This window comes from Pseudotamlana agarivorans (genome assembly GCF_018860245.1).
In the GTDB taxonomy this organism is placed as follows: domain Bacteria; phylum Bacteroidota; class Bacteroidia; order Flavobacteriales; family Flavobacteriaceae; genus Pseudotamlana; species Pseudotamlana agarivorans_A.
Window position 1 is genome coordinate 41,353 of the sequence record NZ_JAHKPD010000011.1, and the last position, 17,613, is coordinate 58,965.

General features: G+C 33.1%; 18 protein-coding genes. 10 read left to right on the forward strand and 8 right to left on the reverse strand.

Annotated features, from left to right (window positions below):
• Nucleotides 1-90: 90 nt before the first annotated feature.
• Nucleotides 91-252 (reverse strand): 50S ribosomal protein L34, encoded by a 162-nt coding sequence (gene rpmH, locus KO493_RS05030; RefSeq protein ID WP_042495769.1) that lies wholly within the window; start codon nt 250-252, stop codon nt 91-93.
• 300 nt (nt 253-552) lie between these two features.
• Between rpmH and KO493_RS05035 the strand changes: the two genes are divergently transcribed.
• Entirely contained in the window at nt 553-1,128 is a 576-nt protein-coding gene (locus KO493_RS05035; protein WP_216066857.1) for a DUF2892 domain-containing protein, read from the forward strand.
• Between the two features lie 95 nt (nt 1,129-1,223).
• On the opposite strand, the gene KO493_RS05040 is transcribed toward KO493_RS05035, so the two are convergent.
• Together KO493_RS05040 and KO493_RS05045 are read right to left on the reverse strand one after the other, a co-directional pair.
• Nucleotides 1,224-2,147 carry a lytic transglycosylase domain-containing protein gene (locus tag KO493_RS05040; RefSeq protein WP_216066858.1) on the reverse strand — a complete coding sequence of 308 codons (924 nt, stop codon included), beginning with the start codon at nt 2,145-2,147 and terminating at the stop codon, nt 1,224-1,226.
• A gap of 36 nt (nt 2,148-2,183) precedes the next feature.
• Nucleotides 2,184-2,849 (reverse strand): alpha/beta hydrolase, encoded by a 666-nt coding sequence (locus KO493_RS05045; RefSeq protein ID WP_216066859.1) that lies wholly within the window; start codon nt 2,847-2,849, stop codon nt 2,184-2,186.
• 115 nt (nt 2,850-2,964) lie between these two features.
• Between KO493_RS05045 and KO493_RS05050 the strand changes: the two genes are divergently transcribed.
• Nucleotides 2,965-3,261 (forward strand): N-acetyltransferase, encoded by a 297-nt coding sequence (locus KO493_RS05050; protein ID WP_216066860.1) that lies wholly within the window; start codon nt 2,965-2,967, stop codon nt 3,259-3,261.
• Between the two features lie 62 nt (nt 3,262-3,323).
• On the opposite strand, the gene mtaB is transcribed toward KO493_RS05050, so the two are convergent.
• A complete protein-coding gene (gene mtaB, locus KO493_RS05055) occupies nt 3,324-4,649 on the reverse strand; it encodes a tRNA (N(6)-L-threonylcarbamoyladenosine(37)-C(2))-methylthiotransferase MtaB (RefSeq protein ID WP_216066861.1) in 1,326 nt (441 codons plus the stop codon).
• Nucleotides 4,650-4,799: 150 nt separating this feature from the next.
• On the opposite strand from mtaB, the gene KO493_RS05060 reads away from it, so the two are divergent.
• The gene (locus KO493_RS05060) at nt 4,800-6,422 is read left to right on the forward strand and encodes an ABC transporter substrate-binding protein (protein WP_216066862.1); all 1,623 of its coding nucleotides are present in this window, start codon (nt 4,800-4,802) and stop codon (nt 6,420-6,422) included.
• Here the strand turns inward: KO493_RS05060 and KO493_RS05065 are convergent.
• The 4 genes from KO493_RS05065 to KO493_RS05080 form a co-directional block, all read right to left on the reverse strand.
• The gene (locus KO493_RS05065; protein ID WP_216066863.1) at nt 6,406-7,101 is read right to left on the reverse strand and encodes a lysoplasmalogenase family protein; all 696 of its coding nucleotides are present in this window, start codon (nt 7,099-7,101) and stop codon (nt 6,406-6,408) included. The genes KO493_RS05060 and KO493_RS05065 overlap by 17 nt on opposite strands.
• Nucleotides 7,102-7,200: 99 nt before the next feature.
• Nucleotides 7,201-7,914 carry a lysoplasmalogenase family protein gene (locus KO493_RS05070; protein WP_216066864.1) on the reverse strand — a complete coding sequence of 238 codons (714 nt, stop codon included), beginning with the start codon at nt 7,912-7,914 and terminating at the stop codon, nt 7,201-7,203.
• 186 nt (nt 7,915-8,100) lie between these two features.
• Nucleotides 8,101-9,276 (reverse strand): GlmU family protein, encoded by a 1,176-nt coding sequence (locus KO493_RS05075; RefSeq protein WP_216066865.1) that lies wholly within the window; start codon nt 9,274-9,276, stop codon nt 8,101-8,103.
• Nucleotides 9,277-9,425: 149 nt separating this feature from the next.
• On the reverse strand, nt 9,426-9,677 hold the full coding sequence (locus KO493_RS05080) for a type B 50S ribosomal protein L31 (protein WP_216066866.1): 252 nt from the start codon (nt 9,675-9,677) through the stop codon (nt 9,426-9,428).
• A 160-nt stretch (nt 9,678-9,837) separates the two neighbouring features.
• Here KO493_RS05080 and KO493_RS05085 point away from each other — a divergent pair, with 160 nt between their 5' ends.
• From KO493_RS05085 to KO493_RS05115, 7 genes are all read left to right on the forward strand, one after another.
• Nucleotides 9,838-10,368, forward strand: a complete 531-nt coding sequence (locus KO493_RS05085) for a DUF4199 domain-containing protein (RefSeq protein ID WP_216066867.1) — start codon at nt 9,838-9,840, stop codon at nt 10,366-10,368.
• Between the two features lie 38 nt (nt 10,369-10,406).
• The gene (locus KO493_RS05090) at nt 10,407-11,357 is read left to right on the forward strand and encodes a glycosyltransferase family 2 protein (protein WP_216066868.1); all 951 of its coding nucleotides are present in this window, start codon (nt 10,407-10,409) and stop codon (nt 11,355-11,357) included.
• Nucleotides 11,358-11,458: 101 nt separating this feature from the next.
• A complete protein-coding gene (locus KO493_RS05095) occupies nt 11,459-13,189 on the forward strand; it encodes a phospho-sugar mutase (protein WP_216066869.1) in 1,731 nt (576 codons plus the stop codon).
• Nucleotides 13,189-15,015, forward strand: a complete 1,827-nt coding sequence (locus KO493_RS05100) for an ABC transporter ATP-binding protein (protein ID WP_216066870.1) — start codon at nt 13,189-13,191, stop codon at nt 15,013-15,015. The genes KO493_RS05095 and KO493_RS05100 overlap by 1 nt, the downstream gene beginning before the upstream one ends.
• A 430-nt stretch (nt 15,016-15,445) precedes the next feature.
• A complete protein-coding gene (locus KO493_RS05105; protein ID WP_216066871.1) occupies nt 15,446-16,300 on the forward strand; it encodes an oxidoreductase in 855 nt (284 codons plus the stop codon).
• Nucleotides 16,301-16,485: 185 nt separating this feature from the next.
• On the forward strand, nt 16,486-17,028 hold the full coding sequence (locus KO493_RS05110; protein ID WP_216066872.1) for an RNA polymerase sigma factor: 543 nt from the start codon (nt 16,486-16,488) through the stop codon (nt 17,026-17,028).
• Between the two features lie 33 nt (nt 17,029-17,061).
• Nucleotides 17,062-17,571 carry a hypothetical protein gene (locus KO493_RS05115; RefSeq protein WP_216066873.1) on the forward strand — a complete coding sequence of 170 codons (510 nt, stop codon included), beginning with the start codon at nt 17,062-17,064 and terminating at the stop codon, nt 17,569-17,571.
• The last annotated feature ends 42 nt before the right edge of the window (nt 17,572-17,613 follow it).

The window sequence follows — 17,613 nt, forward strand, 5'->3', positions numbered from 1 at the left end:
ATAATATTTTACAAAAGTAACAATAAGGAGATATAAAAAAAGGCGTTACACTTAAGTAACACCTTTTATATTATAAACAATTGTTCATTATTATTTTTTATGTCTAGTTTCAGTAGATACAGACAATTTTTTTCTCCCTTTAGCTCTTCTACGTGCTAATACCTTTCTACCGTTAGCAGAAGCCATTCTTTCTCTGAAACCGTGTTTGTTTCTTCTCTTTCTTTTAGAAGGCTGAAATGTTCTTTTACTCATTGTCTTATATCTTTAATTCTGAAAATGTATTTTTTTATACCCTTGGTCTTTCTTCAAAACCGAGGGCAAATATACAAAGAGTTTTAACTTTCACAAACCATAATTAAAAAAAAATTCAATAAATTTTATTTTCTAACCAAAAGCATGTAAGACCTTTATATATTAAGGATAAGCCCTTCCTTTTGTTATACAACTTTATATTGAATTTGATAAAATTTTAGTTTCTTTGCAGTCTTAAACCAACGAAAAAGTGTCAATTCCAAGAAAAACACACTTCAAAGTTAATCGAAACAAGACAATATGTTCAATAAAATTATAAAACTTATTATTGCCGCAGGCATTTTCGCTTATGCCATTTATCAATTTACAGAAAGTAACATAGGAAATGGTATCATGCTTATTTTATTAGCAGGAATTTTTATTTTCCTTTATTTTAAGAATGAGTTTATCTTATTAGCTTTTTTAAAGTTACGTAAGCAAGATTTTGAAGGTGCTCAAAAATGGTTGAATAAAATTAAAAACCCAGAAGGTGCTCTAGTAAAAAAGCAACAAGGGTACTTTAATTATCTTCATGGGGTAATGCTGGCGCAAAGCAATATGAACGAATCTGAAAAATATTTCAAAAAAGCCATTGATCTGGGTTTATCTATGGATCATGATTTAGCGATGGCAAAATTGAATTTAGCAGGTATTGCTTTTTCTAAACGTAGAAAACAAGAAGCTCAAAAACTATTAACTGAAGCAACGAAACTTGACAAACAAGGCATGTTAACCGATCAAATAAAAATGATGAAGGATAATATGAAACGTGCTCAAATGCCAAACCAACATTATGGAGCTGGCGGATCGATAAGAGCGCAAAAGCGTAGAGGGTAAAAAATCATCCTTTCAAAAAAAATAAAAAGCTCAAAACTTATAAAGTTTTGAGCTTTTTTTATGTAAAAACAAATCATCTCATTGCCTTGCGACATTTATTGCGGATAAGAACCTTTCACTGGAATTTCGATTTGATACAGCTTCCTACTGGCATTATTAAGTTCTGGCTCTCTTAACCAAGGATTATGAAGTTTTAATATTTTATAGTTGATATCAAACTTTTTAGCAAAAAGCGCAAAATCGGTCACTGCTGTATCTACTTTTACTTTATAAGTTGGCACTTCATTATACAAATCTTTTTCTCTAAAATTGAACCCATATTTAAGCGGGTTAGATAAGATTTCTTTTAAGGCTACAATTCTAAAAACATAGCGCCCCGTTTCTTCCCCCAATAATAAATCATAATAATCAGTTACCATTTGTTCCTTTAAACGTCTTGACACCCCCGAATTTCCAGCGTTATAAGCAGCTGCGGCAAGCGTCCATGTTCCTAATAGTTTTTTAGATTCTAAAAGATATTGACAAGCGGCTTCGGTAGATTTTTCAAGATTGTAACGTTCGTCTACATTAGTGTTAACTTCTAAACCGTATTCTTTTGCGGTTGCTGGCATAATTTGCCAAACACCGCGTGCTCCAGCAGGAGACACTACATTTACTAGACCGCTTTCTATAACAGCTAAATATTTAAAATCATCTGGAACACCATATTTTTTCAAAATAGGCTCAATGACAGGAAAGTATTTATGCGCGCGTTTAAACATCAATAAACCATTAGATTGCCAGTAGGTATTTACTAGTAGCTCTCTATCCATACGCTCATAAATATCCGGATTTTTTAAAGGCAGAGGTTCACCCGCCAAATCCAAATTATCTGGAACTTGTAAAGCGTAAACATTATATCCATTAACACTTTGCTTTTCAAAATTTTCATCTGTAGGGGCGTCTTGCATGGCATAAATAAACACGCCACATAAACTAAGCAACCCAATAAATAGCAGTCCTTTTTGTATCATTTTCATTTCTTCAATTTTCCTTTAAAGGTAAAAAAAAATCAATTATTCTGCTAATATAATTCCAGGTAAGTTCGCGTTAAACCACTTGTATTTATTAATAATCATAATATGTGTGCCCTTAGAAATCGTCACACAATTTGATATATACTGTATAGGAAAAACCGGGTCTTTATCGCCATGAATGTGGACGATATCGGAAGTACATTCTTCTTGATTCCAACAGACCATTTCTTTAATAGCCCAACTTAAATATTTAGGATCGTTTACCGAAAGGTATTTTTTATAAAGCTCTAAACGTTTGGTCATTTCTTTTCCGCAGGCATATTTTTCAAAAACATCAATTTTACTTGCCAGTTGCGTTGGAACTATTTTATAAGCCCCTGTAAGCCTAGCTAATTGCATTCTTTTAGGCAATTCAAACTTTGTTTTAACGCTAGATACAATAATAAGTTTACGAACTGAAATGTGTTTATTCATTTCCTGGACCAAAACGCCTCCGAAGGAAACCCCAAGTAAAACGGGGTTTTCATGCTTAATACACTTAGTCATTCGTAAAGCGTAATTGGAAAGCGACTCTTCATTTAAAGGCAGCATCCACTCTAAAAAATGCAGTTGAAATGTATCTTCCGGCAAGTCTATATATTCAAAAATAATTGGACTGGCAGCCATCCCAGGCATGAGGTAAACAGGTATTATCTCTTGACTCATAAGGCATTAACTATAATTTTACTTTTTCTTAACGATTTTTTTTCGTACTTTTGCGCAAAGTTTGAATAAATAGCCCTCACTATTTAAGATTCCTATAGAACTAAAATAAGACAAAATGGTTGAAGCTGCAGAATTAATTGACAATGATTTTCTACGTCAATATGAGATTAAGATTGAAGATCATTTAGCAATAATTGAATACTCTTTACAAGAACGAAAAATTTTTCTAACTAAAATGATTATCCCAGAGGAGATCACCGATGAAAATTTTTCAAAAGAATTTCTAACCTTAGTTTTCGAACAAATACAAGAACGCAATTTAAGTGTTGTTCCAACAAGCCCTGAAATCGCAAAATTTGTAAGAGGCAACAGAAAGTACAAACGTATGCTTCCTGTTGGCGTAAGAATATAAGCGCTAAATCGATTTATAATAGAATTAAAATCTGAAGTTTTACGCTTCAGATTTTTTTTGTTTTAAGCTGTAAGTGCATCTACAAACTCGAAACGCACTAAACCATCATCATCAATTTCCGTAAGTGCTACATCATGTAATGTGTTCACCAACTCTGGATTCCAAGGTGTTTTAACTTTTACGTAATTTTCGGTAAATCCATGAATATATCCTTCTTTATTTTCGCTTTCAAATAACACTGTCCTGGTTGTACCTAACTGACTTTCATAAAAAGCACGACGCTTCTTAACCGATAATCCCCTAAGCATTTTACTACGTTTAGATCTTACATTTCCAGGAACCACACCTTCCATACCCACGGCTTCCGTATTATCACGTTCTGAATATGTAAACACGTGTAAATAAGAAATATCAAGATTGGCAAGAAAGTTATATGTTTCTAAGAAATGTTCATCAGTCTCCCCAGGAAACCCAACAATAACATCCGCACCAATACAAGCATGAGGCATCACTTCCTTAATTTTTGAAATACGATCTACATACAATTCACGCATGTAACGACGTTTCATTTTTTTAAGAATTTCGTTAGTACCAGATTGTAATGGCACATGAAAATGTGGTACAAACGCTCTTGATTTAGCTACTAAATCGATGGTTTCATTCTTTAATAAATTTGGCTCGATAGAAGAAATTCTTAAACGTTCGATACCTTTTACTTTATCTAATTCTGTAACCAAATCTAAAAAAGTATGTTCGTGTTTTTTATTCCCAAACTCCCCTTTTCCGTAATCACCAATATTCACTCCGGTTAAAACAATTTCTTTTATATTCTGCTCAGAAATTTCCTTAGCATTCTTTAAAACGTTAGTCATAGTATCACTTCTTGAAATGCCTCGCGCTAAAGGAATCGTGCAATAAGTACATTTATAATCGCAACCATCTTGAACCTTTAAAAAGGCACGCGTTCTATCACCAATGGAATACGAACCCACGTAAAAATCGGCATCTTCAATTTCACAAGAATGCACTTCCCCAAAATCATTTTTCGTTAAATCATTTAGGTAATCGGTAATTTTAAATTTTTCGGTCGCTCCAAGCACCAAATCAACACCATTAACATCGGCTAATTCTTGAGGTTTCAATTGCGCATAACACCCTACAGCAGCAACAAAAGCATCTTCATTTGCCTTTTGGGCTTGCTTAACTATGGTTTTAAAACGCTTATCGGCATTCTCGGTAACCGAACAGGTATTAATAACATAAATGTCTGCTTTCTCCGTGAAATCAACCCTGTCAAACCCTTCCTTACTAAAATCCCTTGCTATGGTAGACGTTTCTGAAAAATTTAATTTACAACCTAAAGTATAAAATGCGACTTTCTTATTCATGGTATTTTGTTATCCCGAATTTGTTTCAAGATCTTTTAAAAATTATCTTTACCTTTTCTCATTATGAACGAAAAGAAGAATTTCTTTCAGGAAATTAGGACACTTTGTTCATCTCGATATGAGCGTGCAAATTTACAACTAATTAGTTATATGATAAAACCTAAACTCAAACAAATAATCAACTATTTATCAATTAGTTATATAGCACTTTTGTTTTTTTCTTGCGAGTCAAATTCCGACATAAACAGAGATCATTTGGTTTTTAGGTATAATGAATATGCCAACATAAACACTTTAGACCCTGCCTTTTCAAGAACACTTCAAGACAACTCGGTATGCAATCAAATTTTTAACGGATTAGTACAGCTGGATGATGAATTAAACATCTTACCATGTATTGCTAAGAACTGGACCGTTTCTGAAGACGGCATGACCTACCAATTTAACCTTCGGAGCGATGTTTATTTTCATAATCACGAATTATTTGGCAAAGACTCCACAAGAACGGTTAATGCTACCGATTTCAAATACAGTTTGAACCGTTTAAGGGATGAAAAAATAGCTTCTCCAGGCAGCTGGGTTTTAAATAAAGTTGATGACTTTAGTGCTGTTAACGATACGATTTTTGAAATTAAACTGAAGCAACCTTTTCCTGCATTTATAGGCCTATTAACCATGAAATATTGCTCGGTTATCCCTAAAGAAGTTGCTAATTTTTATGGTTCCGATTTCAGGAGCCACCCTATTGGAACAGGCCCATTTAAATTTAAACGCTGGGAAGAAAACATCAAATTAGTTTTTAGAAAAAATCCTAATTACTTTGAGAAAGACAAAAAAGGAATCTCACTACCCTATTTAGAGGCTGTAGCTATAACTTTTCTCCCCGATAAACAAAGTGAGTTTTTACAGTTTGCACAAGGAAATATCGACTATATTTCAGGGCTTGATGCTTCCTATAAAGATGAATTATTAACCGCTAGCGGAAAACTGCAAACGCGATACGCCGAAACCGTAAATATGATTCGCGGTCCCTACCTAAACACTGAATATTTAGGTTTTTATTTAGATTCTGAAACTCCAGAAATACAATCTGTACTACTTAGACAGGCTATAAACTATGGTTTTGATCGCAAAAAAATGATTGTATATTTAAGAAACGGCATCGGGAACCCTGCTAACGGTGGTTTTATTCCAATTGGCCTTCCTGGGTATAACGCATCTATAGGCTATACCTACCAGCCAAAAAAAGCCAAGGAACTTGTTTCCCAATTTATTACTGAAACCGGTATTAACAATCCGCAAATCACTTTAGTTACCACAAGCAATTACCTAAGTTTTTGTGAATTTATTCAACGTGAACTTGAAAAAACAGGCTTAAATATCCATGTAGACGTGATGCCTGAAGCCTCATTGCGCTCGGCACGATCAAACGGTAAGGTAGACATGTTTAGAAGTTCATGGATTGCCGATTATTTAGATGCCGAAAACTACCTATCCATATTTTACAGTAAAAACTTTGCCCCAAATGGATCAAATTATTTTCATTACAAGGATGAAAAGTTTGACAGCTTATATAACAAAGCTTTTACAGTTACCGATATCGAAAAAAGAAAAAAGATCTATACGACAATGGACTCTTTAGCCATGCGAAAAGCACTCATGGTACCTTTATACTATGATGAAGTGATTCGTTTTACTCGCAAAAACATAAATGGCCTAGGCGTTAACCCTATAAACCTGTTAGAATTAAAGTATGTTAAAAAGGGCTTTTAGGCTCAATTACCTTTTCTGTTATAATCCCATGAACAATTAAGTAGAGACCTGTAGCATAAAAGAACATAATGCTAAAATCTTGATATGGAACATCGGTTTTGAAGGTTTTTATAACCATAATACCTTCAGAGAGCATATAGCACAACACACCTACAAACACGAAAAGGTAACTCTTTTCATCTACAACACCTTTTCTTAAAAAAGCAAATTGACACAGTAATAGCGATATAAAATAACTGATTAATGCTGGCAGAAAGAAATTCCCAAGATCTTCATAAATATACCTTACCAAGCCAACGGTAAAAATAAATATCACTATAGAAAACGGAATTAATCGGCGAACCCTAAAATCTGATCTATGCGAAAACCGAAAACATAAAAATAATTTCCCTACAGAATATATAACTAAACTAATAACCAAAAGGTAGATATTTTCATGATCTATTATTAAAAAGTCAGCAACAACAAAGCAAAGAAGCGCAATCATCGTCCATGAAAAATTACTTTTGGAAGCTGAATTATTATAGTAATAGTATAGAAACAATAATCCGATAACCGGTGGTTTTGAGACATAGCGATATGGCCAAATCGGTAAATTGATTTTAACAATAGTATCTATAAATAGAACGATAAAAAAAACAATAAAAAACTTTTTCTTATTTTTTAATATGTTCAACATGCTAAGGGATGCATTAGATGAAATGAATTAAATTGATTTAAAGGATTAAATACTACAACTCAAATTGAATTAAAAAATTTGAGCGCATTCCATATCGAATTATAAAATATATTTAGGCGTAATTCTTTTTTCTATAATGATCCCATGAACTATTAAATAAATACCAGTTGCATAAAAGAACATGATACAAAAATCTTGATAAGGCAAGTCAGTTTTAAAAGTGTTCACAATCGTAAACCCTTCGGAAACCATATAACATAAAACACCTATTAACACATATAGGTAACTTTTTTTATCTACCGCCTCTTTTCTTAAATAAGCAAATTGGCACAGTAAAAGCGATATAAAATAGCTTATCAAGGCAAATAAAAAGTAGTTTCCAAGACCTTCATAGATATACACTATTAAACCAACTGTATAAATAAAGATGACAATTGAAAAGGGAATTAACCGACTTACTTTAAAGTCGAATTTATGCGAAAACCGGAAACATAAAAACACCTTCGCTAAGGTATAGACCACAAAACTAGAAATTAACAACGTCGTATTCTCCCTATTTATAATTAACAAATCTGCTATAAAAAAACAAGCCAACGCCAACATAACCCAAGTAAAGTTACGCGTTTTTGATGCACTATAATTATAATAGTAATAAAATACAATAAGTAATATAACTGGTGGTTTAGAAACGAAACGATAAGGCCAAGGATAGTTGGATTTAACTACCGTATCTATAATTAGGAAGACAAAAAAAAGTACTGCAAACTTTCTTTTATCCTTTAAAAATTTTAAAACACCATTTAATTTGGGCATAATGGATTCCAGTTTTAAGGAATGAACACCTATTACATTCTCGGACAAAGTACAAAAAAATTTGAATTCCCAACAAAAGCCGCGTTATTTGGAATTAATATCCATAAACACTTTACATTAAAAATTTATTAAATAACATTATTATTAAAAGCCATAAGACTAATTACTCTGGCTATACGTCGTATCCTACTCGCGCCTAAACCTCTTAGATGCATCAAAGACATGTTCCAAAATGGCTTTATCTTGTTCAGAAAGGTTTGGCCCTCGTCTTGACATTACAACATCGGCCACTTCAAATGCTTTTTTAGTTAAATAAGTTGTAAAGCCGCTACTACCTCCCCAACTAAAGCTAGGTACAAAATTACGAGGAAAACCACTTCCAAATATATTGGCACTTACGCCTATAACAGTTCCTGTGTTAAACATGGTATTAATACCGCACTTACTATGATCCCCCATCATGAGTCCGCAAAATTGTAAGCCCGTTTTCGCAAAACCTTCCGTTTGATAATCCCATAATCGAACTTCAGCATAGTTATTTTTCAGGTTAGAATTATTGGTATCGGCACCCAAATTACACCATTCACCCAATACAGAGTTTCCTAAAAAGCCATCATGACCTTTATTTGAATACCCAAACAACACCGAATTATTAACTTCACCACCTACTTTACTATGAGGCCCCACAGTTGTTGGCCCATAAATTTTAGCCCCCATTTTTACAGTAGCACTTTCGCACAAAGCAAAAGGCCCACGAATAATTGCGCCTTCCATAATTTCGGTGTTTCTTCCAATATAAATAGGCCCGCTTGAAGCATTTAAGGTTACAAACTCTAACTTAGCCCCTTCTTCAATAAATATATTTTCAGCAGCAATAACATGGTTACTTGTAGGAATGGGTTTAGACTTTCTACCGTCAGTAATTAAGTCAAAATCTTCTTGAATCGCTTCTCCATTTTTAGAAAAAATATCCCATGTATTATTTATTTGAATAGCATCTGCATCAAACTCTATGGCCTCATATGCATCAAAATCGATATCCTCTTGTTCTTCTTTGGCAAAAAAAGCGATGACATCTTCTCCGTTAAAAATGGCTTGATTTTCCTGAAGTTCTTTAACCATTTCTGCCAATTCATAATTAGGAAGGTAGGATGCATTAATCATCACATTATTTTCCATTTCAACCATAGGAAATTTATCAGAGAGATAATCTTCAGTAATTGTCGTAGTTGTGCAATCTAAAAAGGACTCCCATTTTTCTCGAATGGTTAACACACCAACACGAATATCGGCTACGGGTCTAGTATAAGTAAAGGGTAACAAATTGTTACGCGAAGGACCATCAAAAAGAATGTAATTCATTTTTAGATATAAAATTAAAAGTTAGGCTGTCATGAATTTTATCAATAACACCTAACTCAAGTTTGGTAGACCAAAAATAGCTTAATTCATTAAATAAAAAAAGCCTCTCTACAATAGAAAGGCTTTTAAAAATATATTTTTGGCTAAACTTATTTCTTAAACTTAGCGTATTTAGTTTTGAACTTATCAATTCTACCAGCTGTATCTACTAATTTAGATTTTCCTGTGTAGAAAGGGTGCGATGTTCTAGAAATCTCCATTTTTACTAATGGGTATTCAACGCCATCAACTTCAAGAGTTTCGTTAGTATCTGCTGTAGACTTAGTTAAGAATACATCGTCGTTAGACATATCTTTAAATGCTACAATTCTATAATTTTCTGGATGTATACCTTTTCTCATCGCTAAATGCTTTATTGTTACTTTCAATTTTGGAGTGCAAATTTAGTTATTTTTTACAACTACACAACACTTTTTTTGTTTTTATTTCAAAAAAACAAAGATAAGGTTTTACTATATTTGAAATCTAATTATTACAACTAAATTAATCAATCAAATTATTATGGAAAATTCATTAAAATCGATCTCAACGCATTACGGCTTATATTTAGGTGCTTTACTAGCTTTAATCACAGTGCTATGCTATGCTATAGATTTGGAATTACTAACAAATATGTGGGTTGGTATATTCATAATGATTGCCATAATTGTTCTTGGTATTATTTGCGTGGCTAAAGTAAAACAAGCTCAAGCAGGTTTTGTTTCCTTTAAACAGGCTTTTACTTCATATTTTATTACCGTTTTAATTGGATTATTAATTAGCACTTTCGTCTCCTATTTATTATTCAATTTTATTGATACTGAGGCCGCAGAAGTTTTAAAACAAAAAACGATTGAAAAAACCGTTGAAATGTTAGAAGGCTTTAATTCACCTACAGACGCGATAGATAAAGCCGTAACACAAATTGAATCTCAAAACCAATACTCGTTAGGCAACATTGCTAAAGGATTAGCTGGTTATCTTGTGTTTTTTAGTGTTATCGGGCTTATAGTTGCCGCAGTAATGAAAAAAAGTAACCCAGAGGCCGAATAAATTCAGTATTTTTGAATATTATTTTCGAAAATATTCAAATGAACATATCTGTAGTTATTCCACTACTTAACGAACAAGAATCCTTAACCGAATTACATGATTGGATTGTAAGAGTGATGCTTTCCAATCAGTTTTCTTATGAAATCATCTTTATTGACGATGGTAGCACCGATAATTCTTGGGAGATTATCTCCACATTAGCCTCACAAGACATCCATGTAAAAGGGATTCAGTTTTTAAAAAACTTCGGGAAATCACAAGCACTTCACGCTGGTTTTGAAAAAGCGCAAGGTGAGGTCGTTATTACCATGGATGCCGATTTACAAGACAATCCTGATGAAATCCCCGAACTCTACCACATGATTAAAACCGAAGGTTTTGATTTGGTATCGGGCTGGAAAAAGAAGCGCTACGACTCAGTAATCTCGAAAAATCTACCTTCAAAATTATTTAATTGGGCCGCTAGAAAAACATCAGGGGTCAAATTAAATGATTTTAATTGTGGCTTAAAAGCCTATAAACTTGAAGTTGTAAAAAACATTGATGTTAACGGAGAAATGCACCGTTACATTCCCGTGCTTTCCAAAAATGCTGGTTTTAGCAACATAGGCGAAAAGGTGGTACAACACCAAGCTCGAAAATATGGCGTTACTAAATTTGGCATAGATAGATTTGTTCATGGTTTTCTCGATTTAATCACCATTTGGTTTTTATCTCGTTTTGGAAAACGTCCAATGCACTTGTTTGGCGCCCTTGGTTTCATAATGATTACCATTGGTTTTGTTTTTGCGCTTTACTTAGGTATTGATAAACTCTTTTTAAATCAGCAAGGGCGATTGATTACCGAGCGACCACAATTCTATATATCACTAACAACCATGATCATAGGTACCCAGTTTTTTGTTGCTGGCTTTTTAGGTGAAATTATATTAAGAATGAAACAAGACAAAAAACGCTATGCGATTAAAGCCGCATTAAATTTAAATTAACTTTATAAAATACAGTATTATCATTTGTTTATGTTTTCTGTATTAACAACTAAATAAAAAGAGGAATTGCTTATTTTTGTAATCCTTTATTTCACAACATTATGATACACATTGAACCAAAAATCTTAGAAAGAATAAACAGCTGGTTAACCCCTGCTTTTGACGAAGAAACGCAAAATACGATTAAAGACAGTATTGCACTCAATCCTAAAGACATTCAAGAGAGTTTTTATAAAGACTTAGAATTTGGAACTGGTGGTATGCGTGGTATCATGGGAGTTGGAACCAACAGAATTAATAAATATACACTTGGAAAAAGCACCCAAGGCTTAAGTGATTATTTACACCAACAATTCCCTAACGAAACCCCTAAAGCCGTTATTGCTTACGATTGCAGACACAACAGCAAGTCCTTAGCTAAAGTAGTTGCCGATGTGTTTTCTGCAAATGGTGTGGAAGTTTATTTATTTGAAGATTTACGTGCCACTCCAGAATTATCTTTTGCAGTAAAACATTTAAATTGCCATTGTGGCATTGTTTTAACAGCATCCCACAACCCTCCAGAATACAATGGATATAAGGTTTATTGGCAAGATGGCGGACAACTAGTACCACCACATGATAAGGGTGTTATTGATGTTATAAATACAATTGAATACGCAAATATTAAATTTGAAGCAAACGATAGCTTAATTCATTATATAGGTAAAGAAGTAGATGATATCTTCATTGATGCTTCAGTTGAAAACGGAAGTGTTGGAGCTACACAAAACGCTAAAGACAATTTAACTATTGTTTTCACATCACTTCACGGTACATCTATTACTGCTGTGCCAGAAACTTTAAAACGTGCTGGTTACAAAAATGTACATATTGTAAAAGAACAAGAAGTTCCTGACGGTGGTTTCCCTACGGTTACATCACCAAATCCAGAAGAACCAGCAGCTTTAAAAATGGCCTTAGAATTAGCTGAAAAAGTAAATGCTGATATTGTTATAGGAACCGACCCTGATTGTGACCGTTTAGGTGTTGCCGTTCGTAATTCTGAAAATGAATTACAATTACTTAACGGAAATCAGACCATGTTAATGATGACAGATTTCCTACTTAAACAATGGAAAGCTGAAGATAAAATTAAAGGCAAAGAGTTTATTGCTTCTACAATTGTTTCAACACCAATGCTAAGCAAATTAGCGGCATCTTATAACGTTGAAAGTAAAATTGTTTTAACCGGTTTTAAATGGATCGCTAAATTAATTCACGATTTCCCAGAATTAGATTTTGTTGGTGGTGGTGAAGAAAGCTTCGGATTTATGGTTGGCGATTTTGTTCGAGATAAAGATGCGGTTACCTCTACTCTTTTAGCTTGTGAAATTGCTGCGATTTCAAAATCGAACAACAGTTCTTTTTTCAAAGAATTAATCAATCTGTACACAGAACATGGTTTTTATAAAGAAAAACTGGTTTCACTAACTAAAAAAGGTATTGAAGGCGCCGAAGAAATCAAACAAATGATGATTGATGCTAGAGAAAATCCACTTAAAATCATTAATGGCTCTAAAGTTGTTAAAATTGAAGATTACGATTTATCAGTTGCAAAAAATATGGTGACTGGCGAAACTCATTCGATTGATATTCCTAAGTCTAATGTCATTATTTATTATACTGAAGATGGTAGCCAAGTTGCTTTAAGGCCAAGTGGTACAGAACCTAAAATCAAATTCTACGTGAGTGTGAATGATGCTTTAGAAAATGTAAGTGATTTCAAAACTGCCGAAGCGCAACTAGATGCTAAGGCCGAAGCCATCTTAAAAGATATGAATCTCATTTAATGGAGTATTTAAAAAAACTTTATCGCTTTATAGAACCGTACAAAAAGTACGGTTTTTTAAATATTTTTTTTAATATTTTATATGCATTATTTAGCACACTAGCAATGGTTGCTTTAATGCCTATGATAAGCGTTTTATTTGGTGAAACCGAAAAGCTTACAACCAAGCCCGTGTACCCAGGGCTTAGCCACATTAAAGACTACGCTCAAGATTATTTAAATTATTTTGTAACAATAACCAATGCTAACGAAGGCCCAGAACGCACTTTGTTATACATGATTGTTTTAATTATAAGTTTATTTCTTCTTAAAAACATATTTAATTATTTAGCTCTTTATTCTATTACTTTTCTTCGAAATGGTGTATTGCAGGATATCCGTAATGCTATCTATGACAAGGTTATCACCCTACCAATTTCATATTATTCTGAAAAGAAAAAAGGTGATATTATAGCACGTATTTCTGGTGATGTCAGTGAGGTTAAAAACTCATTACTAGCGGTTCTAGAACTTATAGTAAAAGAACCACTAACCATTGTTTTTGCCATAATAATGATGTTTACCCTCTCACCAAAACTCACCATTTTTGTATTTGTTTTCATACCCATCTCAGGATTTATAATTTCTAGAATAGGAAAAAGTTTAAAAAGAAAATCGGGTCAAGTTCAAGCCGAACAAGGCGTCTTTATTTCTACCTTAGAAGAAACCTTGGGTGGATTAAAAGTCATAAAAGGCTTCAATGCTGAAAGTAAATTCAATAAGAAATTCCAAGAATCTACGAATCGTTTTTATCATTACTCCAACACCCTCTTAAACAGACAAAATTTAGCCTCACCAACTAGTGAGTTCTTAGGTATTGTAACTATTGCAGCCTTACTTTGGTATGGCGGAAGCATGGTTTTAATTGAAAAAACACTAACAGGTGGTGCTTTTATCACCTATATGGCATTAGCTTATCAAATATTAACACCAGCCAAAGCCATTAGCAAGGCTAGTTATAAAGTAAAAGCGGGTAACGCTGCTGCCGATCGTGTTTTGGAAGTTTTACACACCGAATCACCTCTTGAAGATAAGCCAAACGCTATCATTAAAAAAGATTTCACATCAAGTATAGCTATCAACAACATTTCTTTCAAATATGAAGACGAGCTGGTTTTAAAAAACTTTTCTATAAAAGTTCCTAAAGGTAAAACCGTTGCCCTTGTTGGTCAATCTGGTAGCGGAAAAAGCACCATTGCCAATCTCGTTACACGTTTTTACGATATTAATGAAGGAAATATATCCATTGATGACATCGATATTCGCGATTTAACAAAACATTCGCTACGTGAATTATTGGGGCTTGTTACACAAGACTCTATTTTATTTAACGAATCTATAAAAAACAACTTACTAATTGGAAGGGACACAGCAACAGAGGCTGAAATTATTGATGCCTTAAAAGTTGCTAATGCTTGGGAATTTGTAAAAGACTTACCTCTTGGTATTAATACCAATATTGGCGATTCTGGAAACAAACTTTCTGGCGGACAAAAACAACGTTTAAGTATTGCTCGAGCGGTACTTAAGAACCCACCAATTATGATTTTAGATGAAGCCACTTCGGCTCTAGATACTGAAAGTGAACGTTTAGTACAAGATGCCCTAGACAACATGATGAAAAACAGAACATCTATTGTAATTGCTCACAGACTTTCAACCATACAAAAGGCAGATGAAATTATAGTACTGAGTAAAGGCGAAATTGTAGAACAAGGAAAACACAGTGAACTTTTAGCTAAAAAAGGCGCATACCAAAAGCTTGTGGCCATGCAAAGTTTAGAATAAAAATAAGGCATAAAAAAAAACCTAACTATAAAATGGTTAAAAAAGGTTAGAGATTTGGGTTTCTATCCTTTTTTTCATTCATTGCTAGATATGGGGACATCCAACAACATTAGTTAGGTTCAGCGGTAAAAATAAATTACAAAACGAATTTCCGCAAGAAAAACAACACTTAATCGTCTTAAAAAAACACTTCATCGATAAAACGGCTTGTTATAGATTGACTATCAGTTGTTTATAATTCCTCCAAAATTAAGTAACAATTCAAAATTTAAAGCAACCCCACAAGTTTCAATATTTACCATTATTAAATTAAAAATCTAAATATTGTAATCATTTCACCCTCATTTACCAAACATTAAAACAAGTCACAAAAAAGTTTAATTCTTTTATTAAATTGCTCTGTTATTATAATTAATAGATTAAAATTAAAATGGATATTAAAGAAAAAGTGTGGTTTATCACTGGTGTTTCATCGGGTTTAGGAAAACAATTAGCAAAGGAAGTATTAGCGCAAGGCCAAATTGTAGTAGGTACCTTTAGAAAACAAGAACAAGTTGAAACCTTTAACAGTGAAGTTCCAGGAAAGTCTTTTGGTGTCCTAATGGATGTAGCATCAACTGAGATGATTGTAAGTGGCGTAAAATCCATTTTAGATCAATTCGGTAAAATTGATGTATTGGTAAATAATGCTGGTTACGGCGTTATGGGGAGTGTTGAAGAAGTTTCAGACGAAGAAGTGAGACGACAATTTGAAGTCAATGTTTTCGGGGTGCTAACAACAATTAGAGAAATTTTACCAGCTATGCGTGCTCGTAAATCGGGACATATAATCAATGTCACCTCTATTGCAGGTCGTGTTGGTTCACAAGGATTAGGCATTTACAATGGTTCTAAATTTGCTTTAGAAGGTATAGGTGAAGCACTTGCTGCTGAATTGAAACCTTTAAATATTAAGGTTACAAATGTTGAGCCTGGACCATTCCGCACAGAATGGGCTGGAAGTTCTGCCGATTACGAAAACACTAAAATTAAAGATTACGAAAGTACCGTAGGCGAACGAATTACGGCACTTCAAAATTTAAGTGGAAATCAACCGGGAGATCCTGCTAAAGCCGCAGATGCTATTTATAAATTAGCACAATTGGACGAAGCCCCTATACATTTACCATTAGGTAAAATAGCTTATGAAGTTTTTGAAAAAGTAAACAATGGTTTAATAGAAGAATTAGCAAAGTTTGAACACCTTGGAAAAGATTGTGACTTTGATAACAACTATTATATCTAAAATAAAAAGCACTAAATTTTAAGTATTAAAAAACCGTCTATGAGGCGGTTTTTTTTATGTTTAACAATTTTAAAAATTAGAAAACATTATTGATTTGAAAAGTCAAGGTCAAAGTTTATTACAAAAAAGGCTAGCCCCAATTAAACTTTCATTATTTTTAAAAGTCCAATTACAAATAGCAATTCGTGACAAACGAAACGAAACTTTTAGAAGCACTAAAATCTGAACATAAAAAGGAACAAGCCTTTAAAACGTTACTCAACTTATACAAGGAACGTTTATATTGGCACATTCGTAATATTGTAAAATCTCATGATGATGCAGATGATGTGCTTCAAAATACATTTATAAAAATTTATAAGAATATTGGCGGTTTTAAAGGAGATAGTAAACTATATTCTTGGATGTATCGTATTGCAACCAACGAATCTTTAACTTTTTTAAGTAAAAAGGCCAAACAATTACAAGTTACAAACGAAGAGCTTCAAAACACAACGATAAACAACCTAGCTTCCGATGTCTATTTTGAGGGCGACCATATTCAACTTAAATTACAACAAGCCATAGCTTCCTTACCAAATAAACAGCAAATGGTTTTTAATATGAAATATTTTGAAGACCTAAAATATAAAGATATGTCTGAAATTTTAGAAACTAGCGAAGGTGCTTTAAAGGCATCCTATCATATTGCTGTTAAAAAAATAGAAGCTTATTTAACCCAAGATTAAACCATTACAAAAATAGAGAGTCTTATAAATAAGATGAAAACAAATAAATTACATAATATTCATTCAACTGGTTTTAAAATACCTGATGGTTATTTTGATGCGCTTGAAGATCGTATTTTCAATAAGCTTAAAAATGACTCACCTTTAAACGCCGTTGAAGAAACCGGATTTAAAGCACCTAAGGATTACTTTGATTCGATTAATGAAAGTATTATTGAGCATATTAAAAACGAAGAAAAAACGACTAAAATCATTCCGCTTTTTAATAAAAAAACCATTTTATTTGCATCAAGTATCGCCGCAGCTGTCTTGCTTCTTTTTAATTTATCTGTTTTTGAAAGCAAACCAACGTTTAATAGTTTAGATGCCCAAACTGTAGAGAATTATATTATTTCTGAAGACATGAGCACTTCGGAATTAGCCTTTCTTTTTACAGATGTAGAATTAGATGAAACGATATTTTCTGAAACCATATTTGATGATGAGAACATCGAAGATTATTTATTAAACAATACTGATATTGAAACCTTAATAACCGAATAAAATTCTTTAACACTTCCATAATTAAACTTAGAATCGCAATGA

Coding starts and splice junctions, on each gene's coding strand:
- rpmH (WP_042495769.1), bottom strand. CDS start 252: ATGAGTAAAAGAACATTTCAGCCTTCTAAAAGAAAGAGAAGAAACAAA.
- KO493_RS05035 (WP_216066857.1), top strand. CDS start 553: ATGTTCAATAAAATTATAAAACTTATTATTGCCGCAGGCATTTTCGCT.
- KO493_RS05040 (WP_216066858.1), bottom strand. CDS start 2,147: ATGAAAATGATACAAAAAGGACTGCTATTTATTGGGTTGCTTAGTTTA.
- KO493_RS05045 (WP_216066859.1), bottom strand. CDS start 2,849: ATGAGTCAAGAGATAATACCTGTTTACCTCATGCCTGGGATGGCTGCC.
- KO493_RS05050 (WP_216066860.1), top strand. CDS start 2,965: ATGGTTGAAGCTGCAGAATTAATTGACAATGATTTTCTACGTCAATAT.
- mtaB (WP_216066861.1), bottom strand. CDS start 4,649: ATGAATAAGAAAGTCGCATTTTATACTTTAGGTTGTAAATTAAATTTT.
- KO493_RS05060 (WP_216066862.1), top strand. CDS start 4,800: ATGATAAAACCTAAACTCAAACAAATAATCAACTATTTATCAATTAGT.
- KO493_RS05065 (WP_216066863.1), bottom strand. CDS start 7,101: ATGTTGAACATATTAAAAAATAAGAAAAAGTTTTTTATTGTTTTTTTT.
- KO493_RS05070 (WP_216066864.1), bottom strand. CDS start 7,914: ATGCCCAAATTAAATGGTGTTTTAAAATTTTTAAAGGATAAAAGAAAG.
- KO493_RS05075 (WP_216066865.1), bottom strand. CDS start 9,276: ATGAATTACATTCTTTTTGATGGTCCTTCGCGTAACAATTTGTTACCC.
- KO493_RS05080 (WP_216066866.1), bottom strand. CDS start 9,677: ATGAGAAAAGGTATACATCCAGAAAATTATAGAATTGTAGCATTTAAA.
- KO493_RS05085 (WP_216066867.1), top strand. CDS start 9,838: ATGGAAAATTCATTAAAATCGATCTCAACGCATTACGGCTTATATTTA.
- KO493_RS05090 (WP_216066868.1), top strand. CDS start 10,407: ATGAACATATCTGTAGTTATTCCACTACTTAACGAACAAGAATCCTTA.
- KO493_RS05095 (WP_216066869.1), top strand. CDS start 11,459: ATGATACACATTGAACCAAAAATCTTAGAAAGAATAAACAGCTGGTTA.
- KO493_RS05100 (WP_216066870.1), top strand. CDS start 13,189: ATGGAGTATTTAAAAAAACTTTATCGCTTTATAGAACCGTACAAAAAG.
- KO493_RS05105 (WP_216066871.1), top strand. CDS start 15,446: ATGGATATTAAAGAAAAAGTGTGGTTTATCACTGGTGTTTCATCGGGT.
- KO493_RS05115 (WP_216066873.1), top strand. CDS start 17,062: ATGAAAACAAATAAATTACATAATATTCATTCAACTGGTTTTAAAATA.